We start from the raw sequence: 24119 nt of genomic DNA, 5'->3' as shown, positions 1-24119 counted from the left end.
CCCGCTGACCGCCCCGACGAGCCGTGGCCCTCAGGGCGTCCAGCCGGTCTGCGCGGCCCACTGCTCGGCGCGCAGGTACTCCTCGTCGAACCACGGGTCACGCGCCGTCCCGGACCCGCTGGCGCCCGGTGCCGCGTCGACCAACTCCCGCTTGAGCAGCAGGTACGCGGACCGCTGATCCGGGTCGCCCGCAGGTGGTCGCGCATCAGCAACGCGTACCGCCACCCCGGCGAGTCGGCCGTCCGCAGATGCAGGCGCACCGGGCGGGCCGGGTCCGCGCTGCCGTGCAGCCGCTTCTCCCAGCGGCCACTGCCGGCCGGACGCGGATCGTCCCACCACTGCCCCGGCACCCGGGGAAACCCGGCGTTCGCCAGTCGGTCGGTGAGCGTCCCGTCGGCGTCGGCGAGGTTGGGCAGAGCCACCTGCACGTCGATGACGTCCTTGGCGGCGAGGCCGGGCACGGCGGTCGCGCCGATGTGGTCGATCCGGTATCCGGCCGGGGCGAGCGCGTGCCGGATGCGGGCGGCAAGCCGGGCGTACTGCTCGGGCCACGTCGGGTCGGCCTCGGCCACGTCGATCCGGGTCGGCGGGACCACCCGCCGCGCCCGCAGGTTACGCGCGTAGGGCAGCAGGCGCTGCTCCCAGAGCGCGTCGACGGCGGCGTGCAGCGCCGTCAGGGTCCCGTCGTTGGTCAGCACCACGTCCGCCACCGCACGACGGCGGGCGTCGTCGGCCTGCGCGGCGATCCGCCGCTCGGCCTCCGCGTGGTCCATCCCCCGGGTGCGCGCCAACCGTTCCAGTCGGGTCGGCACGGCCGTCTGCACCACGATCACCAGGTGGTACGTGGGCGCGAGGCCGACCTCGACGAGCAGCGGCACGTCGTTGACGACGATGGCGTCGGGTGCCGCCGCGGCCGTCAGCTCGGCGGTACGGGCCCGGACCCGAGGGTGGGTGATGGCCTCCAGCCGGCGGCGGGCGGCCTCGTCGGCGAACACCACCGCGCCCAGCGCGGCCCGGTCCAACGCGCCGTCGGCGTTCAGCACCCGGTCGGAGAAGGCGGCGACGATCTCGGCCAGGCCCGCGCTGCCGGGCGCGACGACCTCCCGGGCGATCTGGTCGGCGTCGATGAGCACCGCGCCCCGCTCGACGAGCCGCGCGGCCACCGCACTCTTGCCCGACCCGATCCCACCGGTCAATCCCACCCTCAGCACCGGACCAGTCAACCGGATCATCAGCCCCGCCGCCAAACCCGGCTCGCGGCGGCGGGGAGCGTCGATGATCACGCTCGATCCAGGAAGAAGCGGCAGCACGACGCCCCGGAGGCCACCGGATCCCGGATCGGGCGCGCCCATGCGCCGGGCGCGCGTGGCGGCGCGACCGGCGGGTACGGCGAAGGCCCCGCCCCCGGCGGATCCGAAGATCGCGGGGACGGGGCCCGTCGTCGTTCAGCGGGTCACTTACCGCCGGCGAGCTTCTCCCGCAGAGCGGCGAGCGCCTCGTCGGTGGCCAGCGTGCCGGCCGGCTCCTCGGCCTGCCGGCTCGGGGCCGGGCTGGACGAGGAGGTGGTGCCGCCCCCAGCGGCGGCCGGGACGGCCGGAGTCGGGTTGGCAGCGGCCTCGGCGTCGGCGGCCCGAGAGGTCTGCACCTGCTTGGTGTGGGCCTCCCAACGCTGACGAGCCTCGGCGTACTGGTTCTCCCAGGTCTCGCGCTGCTTGTCGTACCCCTCGAGCCACTCGCCCGTCTCCGGGTCGAAGCCCTCCGGGTAGATGTAGTTGCCCTCGGCGTCGTACGTCGCGGCCATGCCGTAGAGGGTCGGGTCGAAGTGCTCCTCGCCCTCGACGAAGCCCTCGTTGGCCTGCTTGAGCGACAGCGAGATCCGGCGACGCTCCAGGTCGATGTCGATGACCTTGACCATGACCTCGGAGCCGACCTGGACGACCTGCTCCGGGATCTCCACGTGGCGCTCGGCCAGCTCGGAGATGTGGACCAGGCCCTCGATGCCGTCGTCCACCCGGACGAACGCGCCGAACGGCACCAGCTTGGTGACCTTACCCGGCACGATCTGCTGGATCGCGTGGGTGCGGGCGAACTGCCGCCACGGGTCCTCCTGCGTCGCCTTCAGCGACAGCGAGACCCGCTCGCGGTCCAGGTCGACGTCCAGGACCTCGACCTCGACCTCCTGGCCCACCTCGACGACCTCGGACGGGTGGTCGATGTGCTTCCAGGACAGCTCGGAGACGTGCACCAGACCGTCGACGCCGCCGAGGTCCACGAACGCGCCGAAGTTGACGATCGAGGACACGACGCCCTTGCGGACCTGGCCCTTCTGCAGCTTGTTGAGGAACTCGGTGCGCACCTCGGACTGCGTCTGCTCCAGCCAGGCCCGGCGGGACAGGACCACGTTGTTGCGGTTCTTGTCCAGCTCGATGATCTTGGCCTCGAGCTCCCGCCCGACGTACGGCTGCAGGTCGCGCACGCGCCGCATCTCGACCAGGGACGCGGGCAGGAAGCCCCGCAGCCCGATGTCGAGGATGAGGCCACCCTTGACCACCTCGATGACCGAGCCGCGGACGACGCCGTCCTCGTCCTTGATCTTCTCGATCGTGCCCCAGGCCCGCTCGTACTGCGCCCGCTTCTTGGAGAGGATCAGACGACCCTCCTTGTCCTCCTTCTGGAGGACCAGGGCCTCGATGTGGTCGCCAACCGTCACAACTTCGGCGGGGTCCACGTCGTGCTTGATCGACAACTCCCGAGAGGGAATGACACCCTCGGTCTTGTAGCCGATGTCGAGCAGGACCTCGTCCCGATCGACCTTGACGACGGTGCCTTCGACAATGTCGCCGTCGTTGAAGTACTTGATGGTCTCGTCGATCGCGGCGAGGAAAGCCTCCTCGGAACCGAGATCGTCGTGGGTGACCCGGGTGGCGCTCGAGGGGGCCTCGATGCTGCTCGTCATGTGGGCGGTTGCTCCGGTCGGTGGGTTGTCACAGCAGGCTGGTGTCGCAGTGACCTGTTCGCGCCAGCGGATCCGTCGCCGGGCACACCGAACGATCGCCAAGTGAGATCATGATGTGGCTCCGTCGACCGCGCACCTGCTCCCTGCCGAGGCAACGCGATCCGCGAGCGCATCGTCTAGCCTACCGTGCGCATTACCACAGCGTGCAAGCCCTCCCGGCTTCTCTGGGTGCGACGACCTGCGAAAGCCGAACAATCGCCCGGAAACCGGCACTGCTGTCTCGTGCGTCACAGTGGTCCCGGCCGCACCAGCTCCCGAAGTCGCGCGGATCGTCGACGCGCCGCCGTCCCCATCCGGGGTGGGCGGGGCCTAGCGTGGGCGGGTGGATGACGACAGCCGGGTGACCCGGCGCCGGGTGGGTGACGCCGAGGCCCGGCGCGCCAACCGCGGCTGGTGGGACACCGACGCCGACGACTACCAGGCCGAACACGGCGCGTTCCTCGGCGACGTGGACTTCGTCTGGTGCCCGGAGGGCCTGCGGGAGGCCGACGCCCGGCTGCTCGGCGACGTGTCGGGGCGGCGGGTGCTGGAGGTGGGCTGCGGCGCCGCGGCCGCCGCCCGCTGGCTCGCCACCCAGGGCGCCCGGCCGGTCGCGTTCGACCTGTCCGGCGGCATGTTGCGGCACGCCGCCGAGGCCGCCGACCGCACCGGGGTACGCGTACCGCTGGTGCAGGCCGACGCGCTCGCCCTGCCGTTCGCCGACCGGTCGTTCGACCTCGCCTGCACCGCGTTCGGCGCGATCCCGTTCGTGGACGACTCGGCGGTGCTGCACGCCGAGGTGCACCGGGTGCTGCGCCCGGGCGGCCGGTGGGTGTTCTCGGTGACCCACCCGATGCGGTGGATCTTTCTCGACGACCCCGGCGAGGGCGGCCTGACGGCCGTGCACTCGTACTTCGACCGCTCCCCCTACGTCGAGCAGGACGACACCGGCGTGGCCACCTACGTCGAGCAGCACCGCACCCTGGGCGACCGGATCCGCGAGCTGGTCGGCGCCGGGTTCCGGCTGGTGGACCTCGTGGAGCCGGAGTGGCCGGAGGGACACGAGGGGATCTGGGGGCAGTGGAGCCCGCTGCGCGGACGGCTGTTCCCCGGCACCGCCATCTTCGTCACCGAAAAGCCGTTCGAGTGAGCGCGTCGCACCCACGGTCCGACCTGCGTCCCATCGATCGCCGGTAGGCTCGGTCCCATGAGCGCCGAGCCCATCCCGACATCACCTGGCCCCTGGTGTCCGGACCCGATGCGGCAGCAGCGTGCCGACTACACGCTGGAGGACCTGCTCGCCCTGCCGGACGACGCCCCCCGCGTCGAACTCGTCGACGGAGTTATCCAGGTGACACCCTCCCCCACCCTGGGCCATCAGGACATCTCGTTCCTGTTACGTCTGTGGTTTCACTCGCACACTCCGGCTCACCTGCGTGTCTCCCAGGCGGTCGGAGTCGGGCTCAGCCCTAACACCAGCCGGCAGCCGGATGTCCTCCTGTGCCGCGCCGACGTGCCGTCCGACCGGTCCTCGCTACGCCCGGCGGATGTCGTGCTCGCCGTGGAGATCCTCTCGCCCGGCACGCGACGGATCGACCGGTTCGCGAAGCCCGGGGAGTACGCCGCCGCCGGCATCCCCTTCTACTGGCGGATCGAGCAGGACCCGGTGCACGTCTACGCGTACCGGATCGGCGACCGGGTCGGTCCGGGCGGTGAGCGGCAGTACGAGCTGGTCGCCGACGGCGCCGACGTGATCGAGGTGGCCGAGCCGTTCGACATCAAACTGCCGGTCGCCGAGATCACCCCCTAGTCGTTTCACCCCGACGTGGTCGGGTAGCCGAGGGCATGGCCGAACAGAGGTTCCACAAGGGCGACCACGTCTCCTGGTCGGCCCACGGAAGCCGCGCGTACGGCGTGGTGCAGGAGGAGATCACCGAGCGGACGCGGATCCGCGGGCGGGCCGTGAACGCGGCCTCCGACGACCCGCAGTACCGGGTGCGCAGCGACGGAACGGGCCGCGACGTGGCCCACCGCCCGGAGGCGCTGCGTCATGAGTAGAGGTGACGACGGCCAGGACACCTACCGGGAGTTCACCGAGGCGGTGAACATGAAGCCCCGCGAGTTGTCCTCCTGGCTGGAAACCGACGAGTCGAAGCAGGTCGGCTGGCACAAGGGCGGCCGCTCCGGCGGCGGCGAGTCCGTCGGACACGAATCCGGTCGAAGGATCATCGACCTGTTGCGTCGCAAGCGCGCCGACCTGTCCGAGGGCGATTACAAGCACATGCGCAAGGTGGTCGGCTACGTCCGCCGGCACATGGCCCAACGCCCCTCCGGCGACGTACGCGACACGAAGTGGCGCTGGTCCCTCATGAACTGGGGCCACGACCCCCTGAAGTAACCGCAACGCAAGATCAGACCCACAGGAAGACGGCCGGCAGCACCGCGACCGGAGTGAACACGTCGGGATTCCGGGGCAGCCCGACCCGCGCAGGGATCAAGCCTGACCGCCCGGAGCGGGTCGGGTTGCCCCGGATCCCCCAACGCAACCAGCAAAATCAGTGATCAGCGCTGTTCCAGTCCCGGCCCTCGCCCACCGACACCTCCAGTGGCACCGACAGCGGGTACGCCGCGCCCATCTCGTGCCGGACCAGCGCCTCCAACGCCTCGCGCTCACCGGGAGCGACCTCGAAGACCAGCTCGTCGTGCACCTGGAGCAGCATCCGCGAGCGCAGCCCGGCCTCGCCCAGCGCGGTGTCGACGTGCAACATCGCGACCTTGATGATGTCCGCCGCCGAGCCCTGGATCGGGGCGTTGAGGGCCATCCGCTCGGCGATGTCACGGCGCTGCCGGTTGTCGCTGCCCAGGTCGGGCAGGTAGCGGCGGCGACCCAGGATGGTCGAGGTGTAGCCGTCCTGGCGGGCCCGGGCGACCACCTGGTGCAGGTAGTCGCGGACGCCGCCGAAGCCGGCGAAGTAGTTCTCCATCAGCCCGCGCGCCTCTTCGGTGTTGATGCCGAGCTGCTGGGAGAGGCCGAACGCGCTCAGCCCGTACGCCAGGCCGTAGTTCATCGCCTTGATCTTGCGACGTTGGTCGGGGGTGACCTCGTCGACCGGCACCCCGAACACCGACGACGCGGTGGCGGCGTGGAAGTCGGCTCCGGAGTTGAACGCGTCGATCAGCGCGTCGTCCGAGGAGAGGTGCGCCATGATGCGCATCTCGATCTGGCTGTAGTCGGCGGTGAGCAGGCACTCGTAGCCCTCGCCGACCACGAACGCGCGGCGGATCCGCCGGCCCTCCTCGGTGCGGATCGGGATGTTCTGCAGGTTGGGCTCGGTGGAGGAGAGCCGCCCGGTGGCGGCCACCGTCTGGTTGAACGTGGTGTGGATGCGGCCGTCGTCGGAGACCGACTTGAGCAGACCGTCCACGGTCGACTTGAGCTTGGCGACGTCGCGGTGGCGCAGTAGGTGGGCCAGCACCGGGTGCGGCTGCTGCGCGTAGAGCCACTGCAGGGCGTCCGCGTCGGTGGTGTAGCCCGTCTTGATCTTCTTGGTCTTCGGGAGGCCCAACTCGGTGAAGAGGATCTCCTGCAACTGCTTGGGCGAGCCCAGGTTGAACTCCCGACCCACCGCCTCGTACGCGCCCTGCGCGGCGGCCTTCACCTCGGCGGCGAAGTGCGCCTCCAGTTCGGAGAGATAGTGCGTGTCGGCGGCGATGCCGGTGCGCTCCATGCCGGCCAGCACCCGCATCAACGGCAGCTCCACCCCCGCCATCAGCCGGGCGGACTGCTCGCCGTCACGGGACAGCTCGGCGTCGATCGCGTCGGCCAGATCAAGGGTGGCGCGGGCCTGGAGCATCAGGTTCTGTTCGACAACACCCTCGTCGCCCAGCCCGTCGAGGGTCAGCTGACCGGACTCCGGGACGTCGACGCGCAGCTCCCGGTGCAGGTAGCGCAGCGCGAGGTCGGTCAGGTCGTAGGACCGCTGGTCGGGACGGGCCAGGTACGCGGCGATCTGGGTGTCGCGCTGGATGCCGGCCAACTCCCAGCCGTGCGCGGCGCAGGCCAGCACGGCGGGCTTGCTGTCGTGCAGCACCTTGGGTCGCTGCGCGTCGGCCAGCCAGCCAGCCAGGGCGCCCTCGTCGGTCGCGTCGAGCCCCGCCGGGTCGACCCACGCCGCCGCGCCGCCGGCGGTGGCCAGCGCCAGGCCGGTGATCGAGGCGGTGTGCCGGCGGTTGGGGCCGGTGTCGAGCTTGACGGCCAGACCGACCGGGGTGCCGACCGGAGCGTGCGTGGCCAGCCAGCCGGCCAACGCGCCCGGCTCGGTGAGCACCTCACCGGTGAGGTCGAAACCGGACTCGGCCTCCGGCTCGACGGCCTCCAGGTACTGGTAGAGCCGGTCGCGCAGGATGCGGAACTCCAGGGTGTCGAAGACCTGGTGCACCGCCTCCCGGTCCCAGCCGGTCCACCGGGTGTCCTCCGGGCGCAGCGGCAGCTCCAGGTCGGACACCAGACGGTTGATCTCGTAGTTGCGGATCACATCGGCGAGACGTTCACGCAGGCTGTCGCCGGCCTTGCCCTTGATCTCGTCGGCGCGGGCGATCACACCCTCCACCCCGCCGTAGGTGGTGATCCACTTGGCGGCGGTCTTCGGGCCGACGCCCGGAATGCCGGGCAGGTTGTCGCTGGTCTCACCGACCAGCGCGGCCAGGTCGCGGTACTGCTGCGGCCCGACGCCGTACTTCGCCTCGATCGCCGCCGGGTCCATCCGGGCCAGGTCGGAGACGCCCTTGCGCGGGTAGAGCACGGTGACCTGGTCGCCGACCAGCTGGAACGCGTCCCGGTCGCCGGTGCTGATCAGCACCGTCATGCCCTGGTCACGGGCCTGGCAGGCGAGCGTGGCGATGACGTCGTCGGCCTCGTAGCCCTCCATCTCGACCACCGGGATCTGCAGCGCGGCCAGGACCTCCTTGACGAGGCTGACCTGCCCCTTGAAGTCGGTCGGGGTCTCGCTGCGGCCGGCCTTGTACTCCGCGTACTTCTCGGTGCGGAAGGAGCGGCGGGAGACGTCGAAGGCGACGACGATGTGGGTGGGCTGCTCGTCGCGCAGCACGTTGATCAGCATCGAGGTGAAGCCGTACACCGCGTTGGTCGGCTGACCCGTCGTGGTGGAGAAGTTTTCCACCGGCAGGGCGAAGAAAGCCCGGTATGCCAGGGAATGTCCGTCGACGAGAAGCAGGCGCGGCGTCGTAGCTGTCACGGCAGCGACTCTAGTCCGTCGCACCGACATCCCTGGCCGGCGGCACCGCGCGAGCCGACGCCAAAACGGACAGCCCGGCCACAACGGCCGCGGCCGGCCACCCCGCGAGGGGTGACCGGCCGCCGCACGGGTAGCTCAGGCCACGCCGAGGTACGCCTCCTTGACCGCCGGGTCGTGCAGGAGCTCCTGACCGGTGCCCTCCTTGACGATCCGACCGGTCTCCAACACGTACCCCCGGTGCGCCCGGGAGAGCGCCTGCTGAGCGTTCTGCTCGACCAGCAGGATCGTGGTGCCCTGCTCGTTGATCCGGGTGATGATCTCGAAGATCTGCTGGATCAACTTGGGCGCCAGCCCCATCGACGGCTCGTCCAGCAGCAGCAGCTTCGGACGGGTCATCAGCGCCCGGCCCACCGCCAGCATCTGCTGCTCACCGCCGGAGAGCGTGCCACCGGCCTGCTTACGCCGCTCGGCCAGCCGCGGGAACAGGTCGAACACCATCGCCAGGTCCTTGGCGATGTCGGCCTTGTCCTTGCGGGTGTAGGCCCCCATCTCCAGGTTCTCCAGCACGGTCATGCCGGGGAAGACACCACGGCCCTCGGGCGACTGCCCGATCCCCCGGATCACCCGCAGGTCGGCGCGCAGCCGGCTGACGTCGGCGCCGTCGAACCGGATGCTGCCCCCGGAGATGGCGTGCAGCCCCGAGATCGCCTTCATGGTCGTGGTCTTGCCGGCGCCGTTCGCGCCGATCAGCGCCACGATCTCGCCCTGATCGACGTGCAGGCTGATGCCGTGCAACGCCTCGATACGGCCGTAGAGCAGCTTCAGGTTGTCGATCTCAAGCAGCATCCTCGACACCTCCCAGGTAGGCAGCGATCACCTTGGGGTCGTCGCGCACGTCGGCCGGCGATCCCTCGGCGATCTTCTGCCCGAACTCCAGCACCACCAGCCGGTCCACCACGCCCATGACCAGTCGCATGTCGTGCTCGATCAGCAGGACGGTCACCCCGGAGTCGCGGATCTTGCGGATCAGCTGGAGCAGGGCCACCTTCTCGGCCGGGTTGAAGCCGGCCGCCGGCTCGTCGAGGCAGAGCAGGGTGGGATCGGTGGCCAACGCACGGGCGATCTCCAGCCGACGCTGGTCGCCGTACGACAGGTTGCGCGCCAGGTCGCCGGCGCGACCCTCGATGCCGACGAAGTCCAGCAGCTCGCGGGCCTTCTCCCTGCCCTGCCGCTCCTCGCGCCAGTGCCGCGGCAACCGCAGCAGGGCGCTCGGCACACTGGTCTTGTGGTTGGCGTCCGCACCGACCTGCACGTTCTCCAGCGCCGTCATCTCCGGGAAGAGCCGGATGTTCTGGAACGTACGCGCGATGCCCAGCTTGGTGATCTGGAACCGCTTCCGGCCGCTGACCTTCTCGCCCCGGAACCGGATCTGCCCGGTCGTCGGGGTGTACACGCCCGTCATCGCGTTGAAGCAGGTGGTCTTGCCCGCGCCGTTCGGGCCGATCAGCCCGAGGATCTCCCCCTCGTAGAGGGTGAAGTTGACGTCGTTGAGGGCCACCACGCCGCCGAACCGCAGCGTGACGTGGTCGACCTCCAACAGCGGCTTACGACCGTCGGTCGCCGGGGCCGGCTCGCCGACGGCCTCGTCCGGCGTCGACGACGTCTCCGGGGGGCTACCCACCGTCGTCCGCGCGTCGATCGCCATGTCGCGCTCGCTGGTGGCGTCGCGCTCGCTGCCCATCCGTGGCTCACTCAACGACAGCCACCTCCTTCTGCCGGTCCTTGAGCTCGGCGGCCCGCCGCCGGTTCGGCCAGAGACCCTGCGGTCGGAAGATCATCACGATGATCAGCAGAATCCCGAAGATGAAGTAGCGCAACGACGTCGGGCTCACGTCGAAGTCGTTACCGAAGACGGTGGCCGTCTCCGGCAGACCGAACACGTCACCCACCGACCGCAGCCACTCCGGAATGTAGATGACCAGGAAGCCACCGAGGATCGCGCCGCCGATGCTGCCCGCACCACCGAGCAGCACCGCCGCCAACACCAGGATCGAATTCTCCAACGAGAACGTCGAGGAGTTCACGAAGTTGGCCTGACCGGCCCACAACGTGCCGGACAGACCACCGACGGCAGCGCCGATCGCGAACGCCCACAGCTTGAACCGGAACGTCGGCACGCCCATCAGCTCCGCCGCGTCCTCGTCCTCACGGATCGCCACCCAGGCCCGACCCACCCGGCTGTTGGCCAGGTTACGGATCAGGAAGACGGCACCGATGATCACGGTGAGCAGCAGCCAGTAGTACGGCTTGAACTCGAACTGGAAGATGGCCGTCCCGTCCGGGTAGTTGCCCGGCGGGTGCCCCACCTGCGGGATGCCCCGGTCACCGTTGAGGATCCAGTCCTGGTTCTTCGCGATGATCCGGATCATCTCGGCGAAGCCGAGCGTCACGATCGCCAGGTAGTCACCGCGCAGCCGCAGAGTCGGAGCGCCCAGCAGCACACCGGACAGCAACGCCAGGGCGATCGCGATCGGCACCGTGACCAACCACGGCCACGGACTCTCCAGCCAGTTGTACTCGGTGATGAGCTTGCTCTCCGGCGACGTCAACAACGCCACGGTGTACGCGCCGACCGCGAAGAAGCCGAAGAAGCCCAGGTCCAGCAGACCCGCGTACCCCACCACCACGTTGAGACCGAGCGACAGCAGCACGATCCACGCGCAGTAGAACAGCACCGCCGCCATGTCGTTGCGCGTGGTGTACAGCGGAATCCACACACCCGGAATGTTCAGGTACTCGTAGAACCACTTGTTCGGCAGGATGTAGAGGAAGGCGATGAAGGCCAGCAACCCGGTGATCCGGGCGGACTTCGGCAGCCCGTCGACCCGCCGACCGATGGCACTCGAAGCGGAGTGCCAGCGCTCTCGCACAGCGGTCATGCCCGCGCCCTCCCCAACGACTCGCCCAGCAGACCGGTCGGCCGGAACATCAGCAGGACGATCAGCACGACGAACGCGATGAGATCCCGCCACTGCGAGCCGAACAGCGCCGACCCGTAGTTCTCGACCAGACCGAGCAGAACGCCGCCGATCGCCGCGCCCCGCAGGTTGCCGATACCGCCCAGCACCGCGGCGGAGAACGCCTTGAGCCCGAGCAGGAAGCCGATGTTGTACCGGGTGTTACCGCTCTTCATGTCACTGAAGACAGCGGCCACACCGGCCATCAGGCCACCCAGCACGAAGACCAGCGCGATCACGCGGCTTTTGTTGACACCCATCAGAGCGGCGGTGTTGGCGTCCTGCGCGACCGCGCGGATGCCCTTGCCGAAGCGGGTGCGGTTAACGAACCAGTCCAGCCCGACCATCATGAGGATGGCCACGCTCAGCGTCAGCATCTGCACGGGCGTCACGCTCCAGCCACCGATGCTGAACAACGTGTCAGCGGGCAGCAGAGCCGGCGAGCCGACCTGACGACGCTGGGTCAGCGTCCCCATCAGCTCCATCAGGGCGTACGACGCGCCGATGGCCGTGATCAGGAAGGCCAGTGGCGGCGCGTTGCGCCGCCGTAGCGGACGGTAGGCGGTAACCTCGATCAGGAGCGCGACACTGCCGGACAGCAGCGCGGCGGCCACGATCGCCAGTGCGATCAGAAGCAGGGAGCGACCCACCGACGGGGCGCCGCTGTTGCTATCGAGCCCGAAGGCCGCCCAGGTCCAGATGGCACCGAACGTGCCGATCATGAAGACCTCGGAGTGCGCGAAGTTGATGAGGCGAAGTACGCCGTAAACGAGGGTGTAGCCGAGGGCGATGAGCGCGTAGATCGCACCCTGCACCAACCCGGTTGTGGTCAGTTCCGGGAAGCCCCGGACGAGTTCTGCAAAGTCCACCGATGCTCCGAAGGGTGTTGCGTTGAGCCGATGCGGCCGGGGTTGCGCACCCCGACCGCATCGAAACAACTCTGTTCGTCACGCCCTCAAACCTGTGACCCCAAAGGGATCAGGCCTTCGGGACCTCCACGTCCGGAGCCCACGCACCGGCGGTCGCCTTGAAGGCCCACACCTTGACCTGCGCCGGGTCCAGCTCGCCGTTGGCCTCCCACTTGTAGGTCACGCCCGAGGCGGAGCCAGCCTTGTTGTAGGAGGAGAGGAATGCCTGGATGTCGGCGCGGGTGGTCTTGCCAGCCTTGATCGCCTCCAGGTAGATGTTGGCCAGGTCGAACGACACGTCCGCGTACACGCCCGGGTCCACGCTGTACTTGGCCTTGAAGTCGGTCACGAAGGTGCCCTTGGCCGCGGTGGCGGGGCCACACGGGCAGGTGGCGATGGTGCCCTCGACGTCCTTCTGACCAGCAACCGACAGCATGTTGGCGTCGTTGATGCCGTCACCACCGATGAACGTGCCGGTCCAGCCCGCGGCCCGCAGCTGCTTCAGGAACGGCGCCGCCTCCTCGGTGTAACCCGCGTAGAACAGCACCGTCGCGCCGCTGGTCTTCACCTTGGAGATCTGCGCACCGAACTCCTGCGCGTTGTCGACGACCTTGTCGGTGCCGATGACCAGCGAACCGAGGCCCTTCTTGGCCTCGTCGGCCAGACCCGCGCCGTACGCCGACTGGTCGTCGATGACGAACGCCTTCTGCGCCTTCAGCACGTTCTTGATGTAGCTGGCGATCGCCGGGCCCTGGGAGAAGTCGTTACCCACACCCCGGTGGAAGACCTTCCAGCCCTTCGACGACAGGCTCGGCCGCGTGGCCGACGGGGTGATGCTCGACAGACCCGCGGTGTCGAAGAGCGGCAGCGCGACCTCGCTCTCACCGGAGAACGCCGGACCGATCATCGCCACGATCTTCGAGTCGGCCACCGCGCTGGTCGCCAGACCACCGGCCAGGTCGGCCTTGCCCTGCGAGTCGAACGCCTGAACGGTGACCTTGCAGTCCGCGTTCTCCGCGTTGTACTTCTCCACGGCGAGATCGGCGCCCTGCTTCATCGGGGTCACCAGGCCGGCGTCGGCGCCGGAGAGCGCCCCGAAGAAACCGATCTTGAGGTCGCACGCCTTGTTGGCGGAACCACCCGACGTGCCCTCGTCCTTCTTACATGCGCTGGCGCCGCCGACAACGAGCGCCGCGATGGCGACGCTGCCGAGGACGCGCACGAAGTTTTGCCTCAAGGCTGGAACCCTCCTCCGTCCAGAAGCCCGATGCCGCCTGGCAGAACGCCGGAGGCGACAACGGACCGGACCGTTCACCCGGTCTGGGGCGGGACGTTATCCCAGAAGCACTACTCACCGTAAGGTGTCGTAGGCGGCATTGACTCAACCGTTACCAGACGCGGGGAACTTCGCGTTTAGATGTCACATCGACGGTGTCGACAACCGGTCAGACGGCCGCAGAGGGCGCGAACCACACCCGCGCCGCCACCCCGTCATCGACGGTGACCACCATCCGACCGTCCCACACCGCGACCGCCGCCGACGTGTCCCCACCAGCGAAAACATCCACCGGCAGCGCCACCGGCACCCACGACGAGCCACCCGCGGCGGACCGCCACAGCCGATGGCCACCGGCCGCTACCGTCATCGCCAACACCCCGGCACCACCACCGGCCGCCGCCTCCACACCGGCCACCGCACCCGTGCCCGTCGCCCCGAAACGGCCCACCGCCCGCCACGTCCCGGCACTCGTCGCCGCACCCGCCGGCTCGGCGACCCACGCCTGGAACCCGCTCCCCCGCACCCCCACGGCGTACACGCTCGAACCGACCCGCACGAGACGCTGCACGATCTCGTCCTCGCCCGTCGCCGGCAGCGCCAACCGCGTCCACGACCGGCCGTCAGCGGAGAACCAGACAAACGGATCACGATCGGCCCGATCCGCCGGCCGTCCCCCACCACCGACCAACCAGCCATCTGGCATCGCCAACGCGTCCGTGGCGAGCGTCGTCAAACCCGCATCGCTGGCCAGCCCCACAGCACCGTCGACCAGCTGGAAGTCGGCCGCGTCCGGGGAACGCCACACCGCGGCGCCACCCGTGCGGGCTCCCGCGATCAACCAACCACGGGCGCCACCCGCGATACGACTCGCGCTGACCGCCTCCGGCCCGCCGTACACCTCGAACTCGGCCGGCACCTCGGTCAGACCGCCGTCCGCGTCCTGCCGCCACGTCCGAACCCGCGGATTGCCGTGCGCGCCACCCGCCCGCGCCCCGACGACCGCGACCCGCCCCTCATGACAACCGACGGCGTACAGGATCGCCCGCTCGCCGTAGTAACTGATCGGACGCAGCGGCAGCGATGCCCAGGTGCGGCCGTCCGCGCTGCCCCACGCGGCCGGACGGGTCGCGCCATCCGGCCCACCCACCGCGCCGACCACGTACCACCGACCCGCGCAGGCCGTCGCGTCACGCACCACGAGCCGACCGGCGGAACCCGGCGGCACCGGCAGATGCGACGCCTCCCACCGCGGCCGGACCGGCTCCGGAGGACTTTCGTCCCGGCCGGCCCGACAGCCAGCGAGCAGGGCGACCACGACCCCGAACACCGCGATCACACGCCGGACCGACACGCATGTGATGCTATCGATCCGACCATCCCGACGCGGCCCGCGCCGCGGCGGATCAGATGGTCGGCTGCTGCGCCACCTCACCGCCGGCGGTCTCCGCGAGGATCCGCTCGGCGACCTCCTTCATGGTCATCCGGTGGTCCATCGCCGTGCGCTGGATCCACTTGAACGCCTGCGGCTCGGTCATCCCGTACGTCGTCATCAGCGCGCCCTTGGCGCGCTCCACCGTCTTGCGGATCTCCAGGCGGTCGGTCAGGCTGGCGACCTCCGCCTCCAGGGCCGCGACCTCCGAGTACCGCGACAGCGCGATCTCCACGGCCGGGACCAGGTCGCTCTTCTGGAACGGCTTCACCAGGTACGCCATCGCGCCGGCGGCCCGCGCCCGCTCCACCAGATCACGCTGGCTGAACGCGGTCAGGATGATCACCGGGGCGATCCGCGCGGCGGCGATCCGCTCGGCGGCGGCCAGCCCGTCCATGATCGGCATCTTGATGTCGAGGATGACCAGGTCGGGCTTCAACTCCTCGGCGAGGCGGACGGCGGTCTCGCCGTCGCCGGCCTCACCCACCACCTCGTAGCCCTCTTCGACAAGCATCTCGGCGAGGTCCAGCCGGATCAGCGCCTCGTCCTCGGCGATCAGTACGCGCCTGCGCTCGGCATCCGTCGGCATCTCAGCCACCAGCCACTCCCACCATCGATCACTGCACGGCCACCACCCATGCTCCCGCATGAGAGTAGTCGGGTACAGTAAGCGCCACCCGCCGGGATGGTGGAACGGCATACACGGAAGTCTCAAACACTTCTGCCCGAAAGGGCTTGCGGGTTCGAATCCCGCTCCCGGCACTCTGTCATACACCTGTTCGATGATGTGGGCGTGCACCCACCGCAGATGCGGGCACAGGCCCGCGCTCTCCGCGCTCGCGGACACAACATCCACGCAGTAGCTCGCACCCTCTCATTGCCCTACACCACGCTTTGGCACTGGTGCGTCGATCGACCCGAACGGGCGAGGCTCGGCACGGAGCTACGGTGCTTCCGCTGCCTGCCGGATGTCGAGAATCCGACCGACCCCGCCGCCTACGCCTACTTGCTCGGCCTCTACCTGGGCGACGGCCATCTGGCCGTTTCACCGAAGGTGCCGGTGCTTAGGATCGCTTGCACGACGGACCATCCGAATCTCCTGGACGCGTGCGAGGCGGCCATGCGCGCCGTGCTGGCGGCACGCGTCCAGAGGATCCCCAAGCATGGCTGCATCTCGGTCGAGAGCAGTGGCACCCACTGGCCGTGCCTGCTCCCCCAGCACGGGCCCGGCAGGAAGCACCACCGCCCGATCGTCCTGACCGACTGGCAACGCCCGATCATCGAGAGCCACCCGGGCGACTTCCTGCGTGGCCTGTTCCACTCCGACGGCCGCCGGTTCGCCAACCGGGTGACCGTGCGCGGCAGGACGTACGTCTATCCGCGCTACATGTTCGTCAACGAGTCGAGCGACATCATGGGGCTCTGCCAGTGGGGCCTCGACCTGCTCGGCATCTCCTGGCGGATGAACCGGCGCGACTGCCTGTCGGTGGCGCGCCGCGACGCTGTCGTCGCGCTGGACCGGCACGTCGGCCCGAAGTCCTGACCGCCGCCACTCGGGTCGTGCCGGGCGTGGGAGCCTGGCCCGGGACGCGGGCGGGTTGGCCGGCGGCGGGTCGACGACAGGGTGGGAACCGATGCGGGTGGTCATTTTCGGCGCGACCGGCATGGTCGGTCAGGGCGTGTTGCGCGAGTGTCTGCTCGCCGAGGACGTGCGGGAGGTGGTGACCGTCGGCCGGAGGCCGACCGGTCGGCGGGACCCGAAGCTGCGGGAGCTGACGGTCGCGGACGTGGGCGAGTTGGACGCGGTGCGCGCCGAGTTCACCGGTGTGGACGCGTGTTTCTACTGCCTGGGTGTGTCCTCCTTGGGTCTGGACGAGGCCGCGTACACACGGGTCAGCTACGACTACCCGCTTGCGGCGGCGCGCTTGTTGGCGGAGGTGAGCCCGCAGGTCACGTTCGTCTACGTTTCGGGTGTCGGTACCGATTCGTCGGAGCGGGGCCGGGTGATGTGGGCGCGGGTGAAGGGTCGTACCGAGAACGCGATCCTCGACCTGCTGCCCAACGGTTACGCGGCGCGGCCCGGTTTCATCCAGCCGACGTACGGGGCGGTGTCGAAGACCCGGTGGTATCGGTTGGGGTACGCGATCACGCGGCCGCTGTTCCCGGTGTTGCGTCGGCTGCTGCCGAACCAGGTCACCACCACCGACGGAATCGGTCGGGCGATGCTGCGGGTGGCTCGGCAGGGTTCGCCGCGTCGGGTGTTGGGCAACCGCGAGTTGAGGTGATCGGCGCCGGTCAGGCGATCGTGTCGAGGGCCTGGGCGAGGTCGACGCGCAGGTCCTCGGGGTCTTCGAGGCCGACCGAGAGGCGCAGCAGGTTGGCGGCGGGTTTCGCGTCGCCGTCGACCGGCCGGTGGGTGAGTGACGCCGGGTGCTGGATGAGGGTGTCCACGCCGCCGAGGGACACCGCGTGGGTGATCAGCCGGCAGGCGCCGGCGACGGCGGCCGCGGCGGGTGCGCCGCCGCGTACCTCGAAGGCGAGCAGGCTGCCGGGGCCGGCCATCTGCCGGCCGACCAGCGCTGCCGGGTCGTGCACCGAGGGGTGGTGCACCCGGTGTACGGCGGGGTGGTCGGCGAGCCAGCCGGCGAGTTTCTCGGCGCTGGCCTGCTGGGCGCGGACCCGCAGCGGCAGGGTTTGCAGGCCGCGGTGCAGCAGGTAGCCGCCGAGCGGGTGCAGGATCGCGCCGGTGACGGCGCGGACCTGGCGTAGCCGGGTGGCCCAGTGGGTGTCGCAGGCGACGGCGCCGGCGAGGACGTCGCCGTGTCCGCCGATGCTCTTGGTGGCGCTGTGCAGGACGAGGGCGGCGCCGTGTCGGGCGGGTTGCTGGAGTACGGGGGTGGCGACGGTGTTGTCGACGAGCAGGGGGATGTGGCCGGCGGCGGTGGCGAGGGCGGCGATGTCGACGAGGTCGAGGGTGGGGTTGGCGGGTGTCTCGACGATGACCAGCGCGGTGTCGGGTCGCAGTGCCGCGGTGACCTGGTCGGGGTGTGCCCAGGTGACGGTGGTGCCGAGCAGCCCGGTGGCGAGGACGTGGTCGGTGCCGCCGTACAGGGGTCGGACGGCGACGACGTGTCGGCGTCGTCGCGCGTGGCGGCGAGCAGGGTGGCGGTGAGGGCGGCCATGCCGCTGGCGAAGGCGACGGCCTGGTCGGTGCCTTCCAGGTCGGCGAGGGCCGTTTCGAAGCGGGCGACGGTCGGGTTCCAGAGCCGTTGGTAGACGGCGCTGCCGTCGGCGGGGAGGGGCCCGCCGGTGGCGAGTTGTTCGTAGGCGGCACCGCCGTCGTCGACCGATGGCAGCGGGTTGGTGGTGGAGAGGTCGATCGGTGGTACGTGCACGCCGAGGGCGCGCAGGTCGTCGCGGCCGGCGTGTACGGCTCGGGTGTCCACCGTCGTCATGGGGGTAGGGTCGAACATCCACCGGTTCGAGGGCAATGGTTCGGCAGATCATTCTGCCGGTGGGGCTGTTTTCATCGAGGTGTTCGGGCGATGATGGTGGAATGCCCCCTGAGCCGAACGATGTGCGGCCGTATCCGGCCCTGGACGAGGTGGATCGCGCGATCCTGTCCGAGTTGGCGGCGGACGGCCGGCTGCCGAACAACGCCCTGGCCGAGCGGGTGGGTGTGGCGCCGTCGACCTGCCTGACCCGTACACGGGCGCTGCGTGAGCGCGGCGCGATCCGCGGGTTCCACGCGGAGGTGGATCCGGCCGCGCTGGGTCTGCCGTTGCAGGCGTTGGTGTCGGTGCGGTTGACCGCGCACGAGCGGGCGGCGGTGGACGCGTTCCGGGCCCGGTCGGTGCGGCTGCCGGGGGTGGTGTCGGTGTTCCACGTGGCCGGCGCGGAGGACTACGTGCTGCACGTGCGGGCGGCGTCCGGTGACGCGCTGCGTGACTTCGTGCTGGACCATCTCGCGGTCGACCCGGTGGTGCAGCACACCCAGACCAGTCTGATCTTCGAGCAGGCGCGCGGGATGGGCTGAGCGGCAGGAATGAACGGGCAGGCCGGGGAGTTGGCACAACGTGTGATCACCGTACCGTTGTCTGTTCTTGATCTTGCCCCGGTCGCGAAGGGCGCCACCGCCGGCGCGGCGTTGCGTGCCACGACCGAGCTGGCCCGGCGCACCGAGGAGTTGGGCTACCACCGGTTCTGGGTGGCCGAGCACCACAACATGCCGGCGATCGCCAGCTCCGCCCCCGCGGTGCTGCTGGCGCACCTGGCCGCGAACACCTCGACGATCCGCCTCGGATCGGGCGGGGTGATGCTGCCCAACCACGCGCCGCTGGTGGTGGCCGAGCAGTTCGGCACCCTGGAGGCGCTGCACCCGGGCCGGATCGACCTGGGCATCGGTCGGGCGCCGGGCACCGACCAGGTGACGGCGCTGGCGTTGCGCCGCACCATGGAGGGCCTGTCTGCGGAGGGCTTCCCCCGCGAGCTGGCCGACCTGATGAACTACTTCAGCGGGGACAAGCCGGGACAGATCATCGCCACCCCGGGTCGGGGTGAGCAGCCGGCCGTGTGGCTGCTCGGGTCCAGCGGTTTCAGCGCCCAACTCGCCGGTCTGCTCGGCCTGCCGTTCTCCTTCGCGCACCACTTCAGCTCGGCGAACACGCTGCCGGCGCTGGCGCTGTACCGGCAGAACTTCCGGCCGTCGCAGTGGTTGGACGAGCCGTACGCGATGGTGGCGGTCAACGCGGTCTGCGCGGACACCGACGAGCGCGCCGAGTGGCTGGCCGGGCCGAGCGCCCTGTCGTTTCTGAAGCTGCGCTCCGGCCGACCGGAGCCGCTGTCGACGCCCGACGAGGCGGCGGCGTACCCGTACACCGAGATCGAGCGCGAGTTCGTCCTGCAGCGCCGCGACGGTCAGGCGATGGGCTCGCCGGAGACGGTGCGTCGGCAGCTGACCGAGTTGCAGGAGCGCACCGGCGCGGACGAGCTGATGTTGACCACGCTGGTGTACGACGTCGAAGACCGGGTGCGCTCGTACGAGCTGATCGCCGAACAGGTGGCGGGCGGCCTGCGCCAGCGCGCGTGAAACACGATCTTCACGTCAGCGTCACCCCCGCGACCCGGACGGTGCCTAACGTAGGTGCCGGTGGTGGTACGGCATTCCCGGTCGGGACGGGTCGGGAATGCCGCGGTGTGGCGCACCGGGCCGGAGCTGAGCGGATTCCGCGGCTGCGGCCCGGTGCCTGCCACCCTGGACTCAGATCACCGTAGGTAGATGTTCGGGGGCGGCGGGACGGTCATCCCGTCACCGATGAAGAACCCCGGATGCGGCGGCTGGTTGTAGGCGGTGTTCTGCCAGGCGACCGCCACCCGGTACTGCGGGTCGTGCATGAGTGTGTGGATCCGGGTGCTGGTCGGGATGGGCGTGCTGTAGATGCGCAACGCCCGGCTGTCGGTGGTCCGCCAGATCACCTCCTCACGCCAGTCACCCAGGATGTCGCCGGAGAGCGCCGGCGTGGACTTGGTGCCGTTGTTGGACGCCACCTGACTGCCGTCGAGCAGCCGGGTCTCACCGCCGGTGCCGTACTTGTCGATCCTCGTGGCGTCGAGCAACTCCCGCACCGGGTCGCCGTCCCACCAGGCGAGGAAGTTGGCCGACGACGGCTTGCGACCGACGTTCTGCCCCCGGGTGTTGGCCAGCCCGGCGACCGCCGACGACCACGACTCGGCGCCCGGGCTGCCCGCCCAGATGTCCGCCGAGACACCCCGGCCGTTGTCGCCCGAAGCCGGCGTGGACCAGAGAATCTGACCGGTACGGGCGTCGGCGAACCAGGAGCTCGGCTTGCTGGCGTCCTCGTCGACCTTGAACACCTCCAGGCCGGCGCGACCCGGGTCGAGGTCGGAGACGTGCAGGGCGTCGCCGTGCCCGTTGCCCGTCGAGTAGAGCAGCCGACCGTTGTCGTCGATGGTGGCGGCGCCGTACACGATCTCCTGGCGGCCGTCGCGTCGACGTCGGCGACGGAGAGCTGGTGGTTGCCCTGACCGGCGGCGGCGCCGTTGCCGGAGGAGTTCGAGTCGAACGTCCAGCGTTTGCGCAGCGTGCCGTCGCGGAAGTCCCAGGCCGCGATCACCGCGCGGGTGTAGTAGCCCCGGGCCATGATCAGGGAGGGCCGCTGCCCGTCGAGGTAGGCGGTGCCGGCGAGGAACCGGTCGACCCGGTTGCCGTACGAGTCGCCCCAGGACGACACGGTGCCGCGCGGCGGATCGTAGTTGACGGTGGAGAGCACCGCGCCGGTGCGCCCGTCGAACATGGTGAGGTACTCGGGCCCGGCGAGCACGTAACCGCTGGAGTTGCGGTGGTCCGCTGACGACGATCCGATGACCTGGCCGGTGCCGGAGCGGGTGCCGTCGGCGGTCTTCATGGCCACCTCGGCGCGGCCGTCACCGTCGTAGTCGTACACCTGGAACTGGGTGTAGTGGGCGCCGGCGCGGATGTTGCGGCCCAGGTCGACGCGCCACAACCGGGTGCCGGTGAGGGTGTACGCGTCGACGTAGACGTTGCCGGTGTAGCCGGACTGGGAGTTGTCCTTGGCGTTCGACGGGTCCCACTTGAGCACGATCTCGTAGCTGCCGTCGCCGTTGAGGTCGCCGACGGAGGCGTCGTTGGCGCTGTAGGTGTAGCTCTCACCGCTGGGCGTGCTGCCGCCGGCCGGGACCTGCAACGGCACGTCCAGGTAGCCGTTGCCGAACTGGAGGGCGGGTGCCGACGCGGCCTGTTCGGCACCACCCACCACGGCCCGCACGGTGTACGTCGAGCCGGCCGCCGCGCCACTGTCGAGATAGGACGTCGCTGCCGTGATCGGTGTGGTGTTGACCCTGGTCGAACCCCGGTAGAGGTTGAACGTCACCCCGGAGGTCTCGGTGCCGAGCAGTCGCCAGGAGACCAGGTTGCCGCTGCCGGAGCGGACGCTGACAAGCCCTCGGTCGAGGTTCTCCATCTGCAGGCCGCTGCTGCCGGTGGGCGGCGGCGTGGTCGGCGGCGGCGTGGTCGGCGGCGGCGTGGTCGGCGGCGGCGTGGTCGGCGCGCCGGTGCAGGTGACACCGTTGAGCGCGAAGCTGGCCGGTGCCGGGTTGCTGCCGTTCCACGAGGCGTTGAAGCCGAACGCGGCGGTGCCGTTGGTCGCGATGGCGGCGTTGTAGTCGACGTTGCGCGCGGTGACCTGCGCACCGGACTGGGTGACGGCCGCGCTCCACGCCTGCGTGACCTGCTGGCCGCCGGCGTACGACCAGGTCAGCGCCCAGCCGGTGACCGGGTCGCCGAGGTTGGTGACGGTGACGTTGGCGCCGAAGCCGCCCTGCCACTGGTTGGCGACCTGGTAGTCGACGCGGCAGCCGACGGCGGCGGCCGAAGCGACGACCGCGCCGACGGTGCCGGCCACGACGGCTGCCGCCGTCGACGCGGCGAGCAGGATCAGCCGATGTCTGGACGGGTGCATGAACTGCCTCCGGAGATCCGGTGGTGACCGCTGTGGTCCACCGGCCCTGCCCGGGAAGCACGGTGGACTGGCCCCGCCGCGACGGCGACGGACGGCGATCTGATCGGGGGTGAACGCCCTGAAACTCACGGATCCGACTCAAGCCGCATCGTAGGGCAAGCGCTTTCCACTACGCAACATCGACGATCGTTGCCTGCCTCAGGTCTTGCCCCGACGAGCGTTGCCTGATCAACTCGTGTGGATGAGCGCTCCCCACATGAGCCCCGACGAGTTCCGCCGCGCCGGATACGCCGTCATCGACTGGATCGCCGACTACTGGGCCACCGTGGAGCAACGGCCGGTCACCCCGACCGACCCGCCCGGCACCGTCGCGGCAGCCCTGCCCGGTGCGCCGCCCACCGTCGGCGGCGAACCGGTCGAAGCGGTCCTCGCCGACCTGGACTCGATCGTCGTACCGGGCCTGACCCACTGGCAGCACCCGGGCTTCTTCGGATACTTCCCGGCCAACACGTCCGGGCCGAGCGTGCTCGGCGACCTGGTCAGCTCCGGGCTCGGCGTCCAGGGCATGCTCTGGGCCACCAGCCCCGCCTGCACGGAACTGGAGACGGTCCTGATGGACTGGCTGGCCCAACTGCTGGACCTGCCGCACCGGTTCCGCTCCACCGGCAACGGCGGCGGGGTGATCCAGGACTCGGCGTCCTCGGCGACCCTGGTGGCCACCCTGGCCGCGCTGCACCGGGCCAGCCAAGGCCGCTGGCGCGCGACCGGCATCGACCGGCGCTACCGGGCGTACACCTCCGCCCACGGGCACTCCTCCATCGAGAAGGCCGCGCGGATCGCCGGGCTGGGCGCCGACGGGGTCCGCTCGATCGAGGTGGACCCGGACAGCCAGGCCCTGCGGCCGGCCGCGCTGCGCGCCGCGATCGAGGCCGACCTGGCAGCCGGCGACGTCCCCGCCATCGTGGTGGCCACCATCGGCACCACCTCCACCACCGCCGTCGACCCGGTGCCGGAGATCGGAGCCATCTGCGCCGAGTACGGCATCTGGCTGCACGTCGACGCCGCGTACGCCGGCTCCGCCGCCGTCTGTCCCGAGCTGCGCTGGTCGCACGCCGGCCTGGAGTACGCCGACTCGTACTGCTTCGACCCGCACAAGTGGCTGCTCACCGGCTTCGACTGCGACGCGTTCTGGGTGGCCGACCGCGCCGAGCTGGTCGAGGCGCTGACCGTGCTGCCGGAGTTCCTGCGCAACGCGGCCACCGAGTCCGGCGCCGTGATCGACTACCGGGACTGGCAGGTGCCGCTGGGCCGCCGTTTCCGGGCACTGAAGCTGTGGTTCGTGCTGCGCTGGTACGGCGCCGAAGGGCTGCGGACACACATCCGTTCCGGGGTGGCGCTGGCCGCCCGGTTCGCCGACCGGGTCCGCGCCGACGACCGCTTCGAGGTGGTCGCGGCCCACCCGTTCGCGCTGGTCTGCTTCCGGCTGCGCGCCGACGACGACACCAACGCCGAGATGCTCGCCCGGGTCAACCACACCAGACGGGTACACCTGACGCACACCCGGGTCGCCGGCCGGTACACGCTGCGGCTGGCTGTCGGCGCACCGCAGAGCACCGAGGCGCACGTCGACGAGGCGTGGAAACTGCTCGCCGCCGCCGCCGACGACCTGCGCACCCCCTAAGCCCGCACGCTATCCCCGCCGCGCTCCGCCCGCCCCCCGCACGCCCTCCCCCGCAC

19 protein-coding genes, 1 tRNA gene and 3 pseudogenes are annotated in these 24119 nt (G+C 70.3%); 10 read left to right on the top strand and 13 right to left on the bottom strand.

The genetic code is table 11. The features are described 5' to 3' along the window. Both coaE and rpsA read right to left on the bottom strand, forming a co-directional pair. Positions 1-1283 (bottom strand): dephospho-CoA kinase (gene coaE / locus JNW91_RS17720; RefSeq protein WP_309244406.1); only part of this gene is annotated, 1283 nt, incomplete at its 3' end. Between the two features lie 170 nt (positions 1284-1453). Beyond that, positions 1454-2956, bottom strand: a complete 1503-nt coding sequence (gene rpsA, locus JNW91_RS17715) for a 30S ribosomal protein S1 (RefSeq protein WP_238425194.1) — start codon at positions 2954-2956, stop codon at positions 1454-1456. 382 nt (positions 2957-3338) lie between these two features. On the opposite strand from rpsA, the gene JNW91_RS17710 reads away from it, so the two are divergent. The 4 genes and pseudogenes from JNW91_RS17710 to JNW91_RS17695 all read left to right on the top strand — a co-directional run. Then, positions 3339-4145: a class I SAM-dependent methyltransferase gene (locus tag JNW91_RS17710; protein WP_203176602.1), complete on the top strand. Its 807-nt coding sequence runs from the start codon at positions 3339-3341 to the stop codon at positions 4143-4145. Positions 4146-4202: 57 nt separating this feature from the next. Continuing rightward, the gene (locus tag JNW91_RS17705) at positions 4203-4805 is read left to right on the top strand and encodes a Uma2 family endonuclease (protein ID WP_238425193.1); all 603 of its coding nucleotides are present in this window, start codon (positions 4203-4205) and stop codon (positions 4803-4805) included. Between the two features lie 35 nt (positions 4806-4840). Continuing rightward, complete coding sequence (locus JNW91_RS17700; RefSeq protein WP_203176600.1) at positions 4841-5053, top strand: hypervirulence associated TUDOR domain-containing protein; 213 nt, start codon at positions 4841-4843, stop codon at positions 5051-5053. Next, positions 5046-5390, top strand: a pseudogene (locus JNW91_RS17695) (DUF3140 domain-containing protein); the annotation flags it as partial. The gene JNW91_RS17700 and the pseudogene JNW91_RS17695, both read left to right, overlap by 8 nt. Before the next feature lie 160 nt (positions 5391-5550). Here the strand turns inward: JNW91_RS17695 and polA are convergent. The 8 genes from polA to JNW91_RS17655 form a co-directional block, all read right to left on the bottom strand. After that, positions 5551-8250, bottom strand: coding sequence for a DNA polymerase I (polA, locus tag JNW91_RS17690; RefSeq protein ID WP_203176596.1), 2700 nt, complete (start codon positions 8248-8250; stop codon positions 5551-5553). A 135-nt stretch (positions 8251-8385) separates the two neighbouring features. Beyond that, positions 8386-9096: an ABC transporter ATP-binding protein gene (locus tag JNW91_RS17685; RefSeq protein WP_203176594.1), complete on the bottom strand. Its 711-nt coding sequence runs from the start codon at positions 9094-9096 to the stop codon at positions 8386-8388. Continuing rightward, positions 9086-10006, bottom strand: a complete 921-nt coding sequence (locus tag JNW91_RS17680) for an ABC transporter ATP-binding protein (RefSeq protein ID WP_238425191.1) — start codon at positions 10004-10006, stop codon at positions 9086-9088. The genes JNW91_RS17685 and JNW91_RS17680 overlap by 11 nt, the downstream gene beginning before the upstream one ends. Then, positions 9999-11189, bottom strand: coding sequence for a branched-chain amino acid ABC transporter permease (locus tag JNW91_RS17675; protein ID WP_203176592.1), 1191 nt, complete (start codon positions 11187-11189; stop codon positions 9999-10001). Before JNW91_RS17675 ends, JNW91_RS17680 begins: the two co-directional genes overlap by 8 nt. Next, positions 11186-12136, bottom strand: coding sequence for a branched-chain amino acid ABC transporter permease (locus tag JNW91_RS17670; protein WP_309244405.1), 951 nt, complete (start codon positions 12134-12136; stop codon positions 11186-11188). Before JNW91_RS17670 ends, JNW91_RS17675 begins: the two co-directional genes overlap by 4 nt. A 109-nt stretch (positions 12137-12245) precedes the next feature. Beyond that, the gene (locus JNW91_RS17665; RefSeq protein ID WP_203176590.1) at positions 12246-13412 is read right to left on the bottom strand and encodes a branched-chain amino acid ABC transporter substrate-binding protein; all 1167 of its coding nucleotides are present in this window, start codon (positions 13410-13412) and stop codon (positions 12246-12248) included. Between the two features lie 208 nt (positions 13413-13620). Next, positions 13621-14805, bottom strand: a complete 1185-nt coding sequence (locus JNW91_RS17660) for a hypothetical protein (RefSeq protein ID WP_203176581.1) — start codon at positions 14803-14805, stop codon at positions 13621-13623. Positions 14806-14857: 52 nt separating this feature from the next. After that, on the bottom strand, positions 14858-15481 hold the full coding sequence (locus tag JNW91_RS17655) for an ANTAR domain-containing response regulator (RefSeq protein WP_203176579.1): 624 nt from the start codon (positions 15479-15481) through the stop codon (positions 14858-14860). A gap of 81 nt (positions 15482-15562) precedes the next feature. On the opposite strand from JNW91_RS17655, the gene JNW91_RS17650 reads away from it, so the two are divergent. From JNW91_RS17650 to JNW91_RS17640, 3 genes are all read left to right on the top strand, one after another. Next, positions 15563-15645 (top strand) — tRNA-Leu (locus tag JNW91_RS17650). Positions 15646-15676: 31 nt separating this feature from the next. Continuing rightward, on the top strand, positions 15677-16426 hold the full coding sequence (locus JNW91_RS17645; RefSeq protein ID WP_203176577.1) for a transcriptional regulator: 750 nt from the start codon (positions 15677-15679) through the stop codon (positions 16424-16426). A 91-nt stretch (positions 16427-16517) separates the two neighbouring features. Then, entirely contained in the window at positions 16518-17168 is a 651-nt protein-coding gene (locus JNW91_RS17640) for an NAD-dependent epimerase/dehydratase family protein (RefSeq protein WP_203176575.1), read from the top strand. 10 nt (positions 17169-17178) lie between these two features. Here the strand turns inward: JNW91_RS17640 and JNW91_RS17635 are convergent, their stop codons facing one another. Continuing rightward, on the bottom strand, positions 17179-17958 hold the full coding sequence (locus JNW91_RS17635) for a trans-sulfuration enzyme family protein (protein WP_255545176.1): 780 nt from the start codon (positions 17956-17958) through the stop codon (positions 17179-17181). 134 nt (positions 17959-18092) lie between these two features. Next, positions 18093-18338 (bottom strand): annotated as a pseudogene (locus tag JNW91_RS33165) (PLP-dependent transferase); the annotation flags it as partial. A gap of 101 nt (positions 18339-18439) precedes the next feature. Between JNW91_RS33165 and JNW91_RS17630 the strand changes: the two are divergent. Continuing rightward, positions 18440-18919, top strand: coding sequence for an Lrp/AsnC family transcriptional regulator (locus JNW91_RS17630; RefSeq protein ID WP_088949299.1), 480 nt, complete (start codon positions 18440-18442; stop codon positions 18917-18919). 42 nt (positions 18920-18961) lie between these two features. Further along, positions 18962-19972, top strand: a complete 1011-nt coding sequence (locus tag JNW91_RS17625) for an LLM class flavin-dependent oxidoreductase (RefSeq protein WP_309244404.1) — start codon at positions 18962-18964, stop codon at positions 19970-19972. A 176-nt stretch (positions 19973-20148) separates the two neighbouring features. On the opposite strand, the pseudogene JNW91_RS17620 reads toward JNW91_RS17625, so the two are convergent. After that, positions 20149-22382: pseudogene (locus JNW91_RS17620) on the bottom strand (rhamnogalacturonan lyase family protein). Positions 22383-22623: 241 nt separating this feature from the next. Between JNW91_RS17620 and JNW91_RS17615 the strand changes: the two are divergent. Next, entirely contained in the window at positions 22624-24063 is a 1440-nt protein-coding gene (locus JNW91_RS17615; protein WP_238425190.1) for a pyridoxal-dependent decarboxylase, read from the top strand. Positions 24064-24119: the final 56 nt, after the last annotated feature.

Source organism: Micromonospora parastrephiae, from assembly GCF_016802865.1.
Classification (GTDB): Bacteria; Actinomycetota; Actinomycetes; order Mycobacteriales; family Micromonosporaceae; genus Micromonospora; species Micromonospora parastrephiae.
The sequence above is the reverse complement of the archived record's forward strand: the minus strand, read 5'-3'. Positions and strand labels throughout refer to the sequence as shown.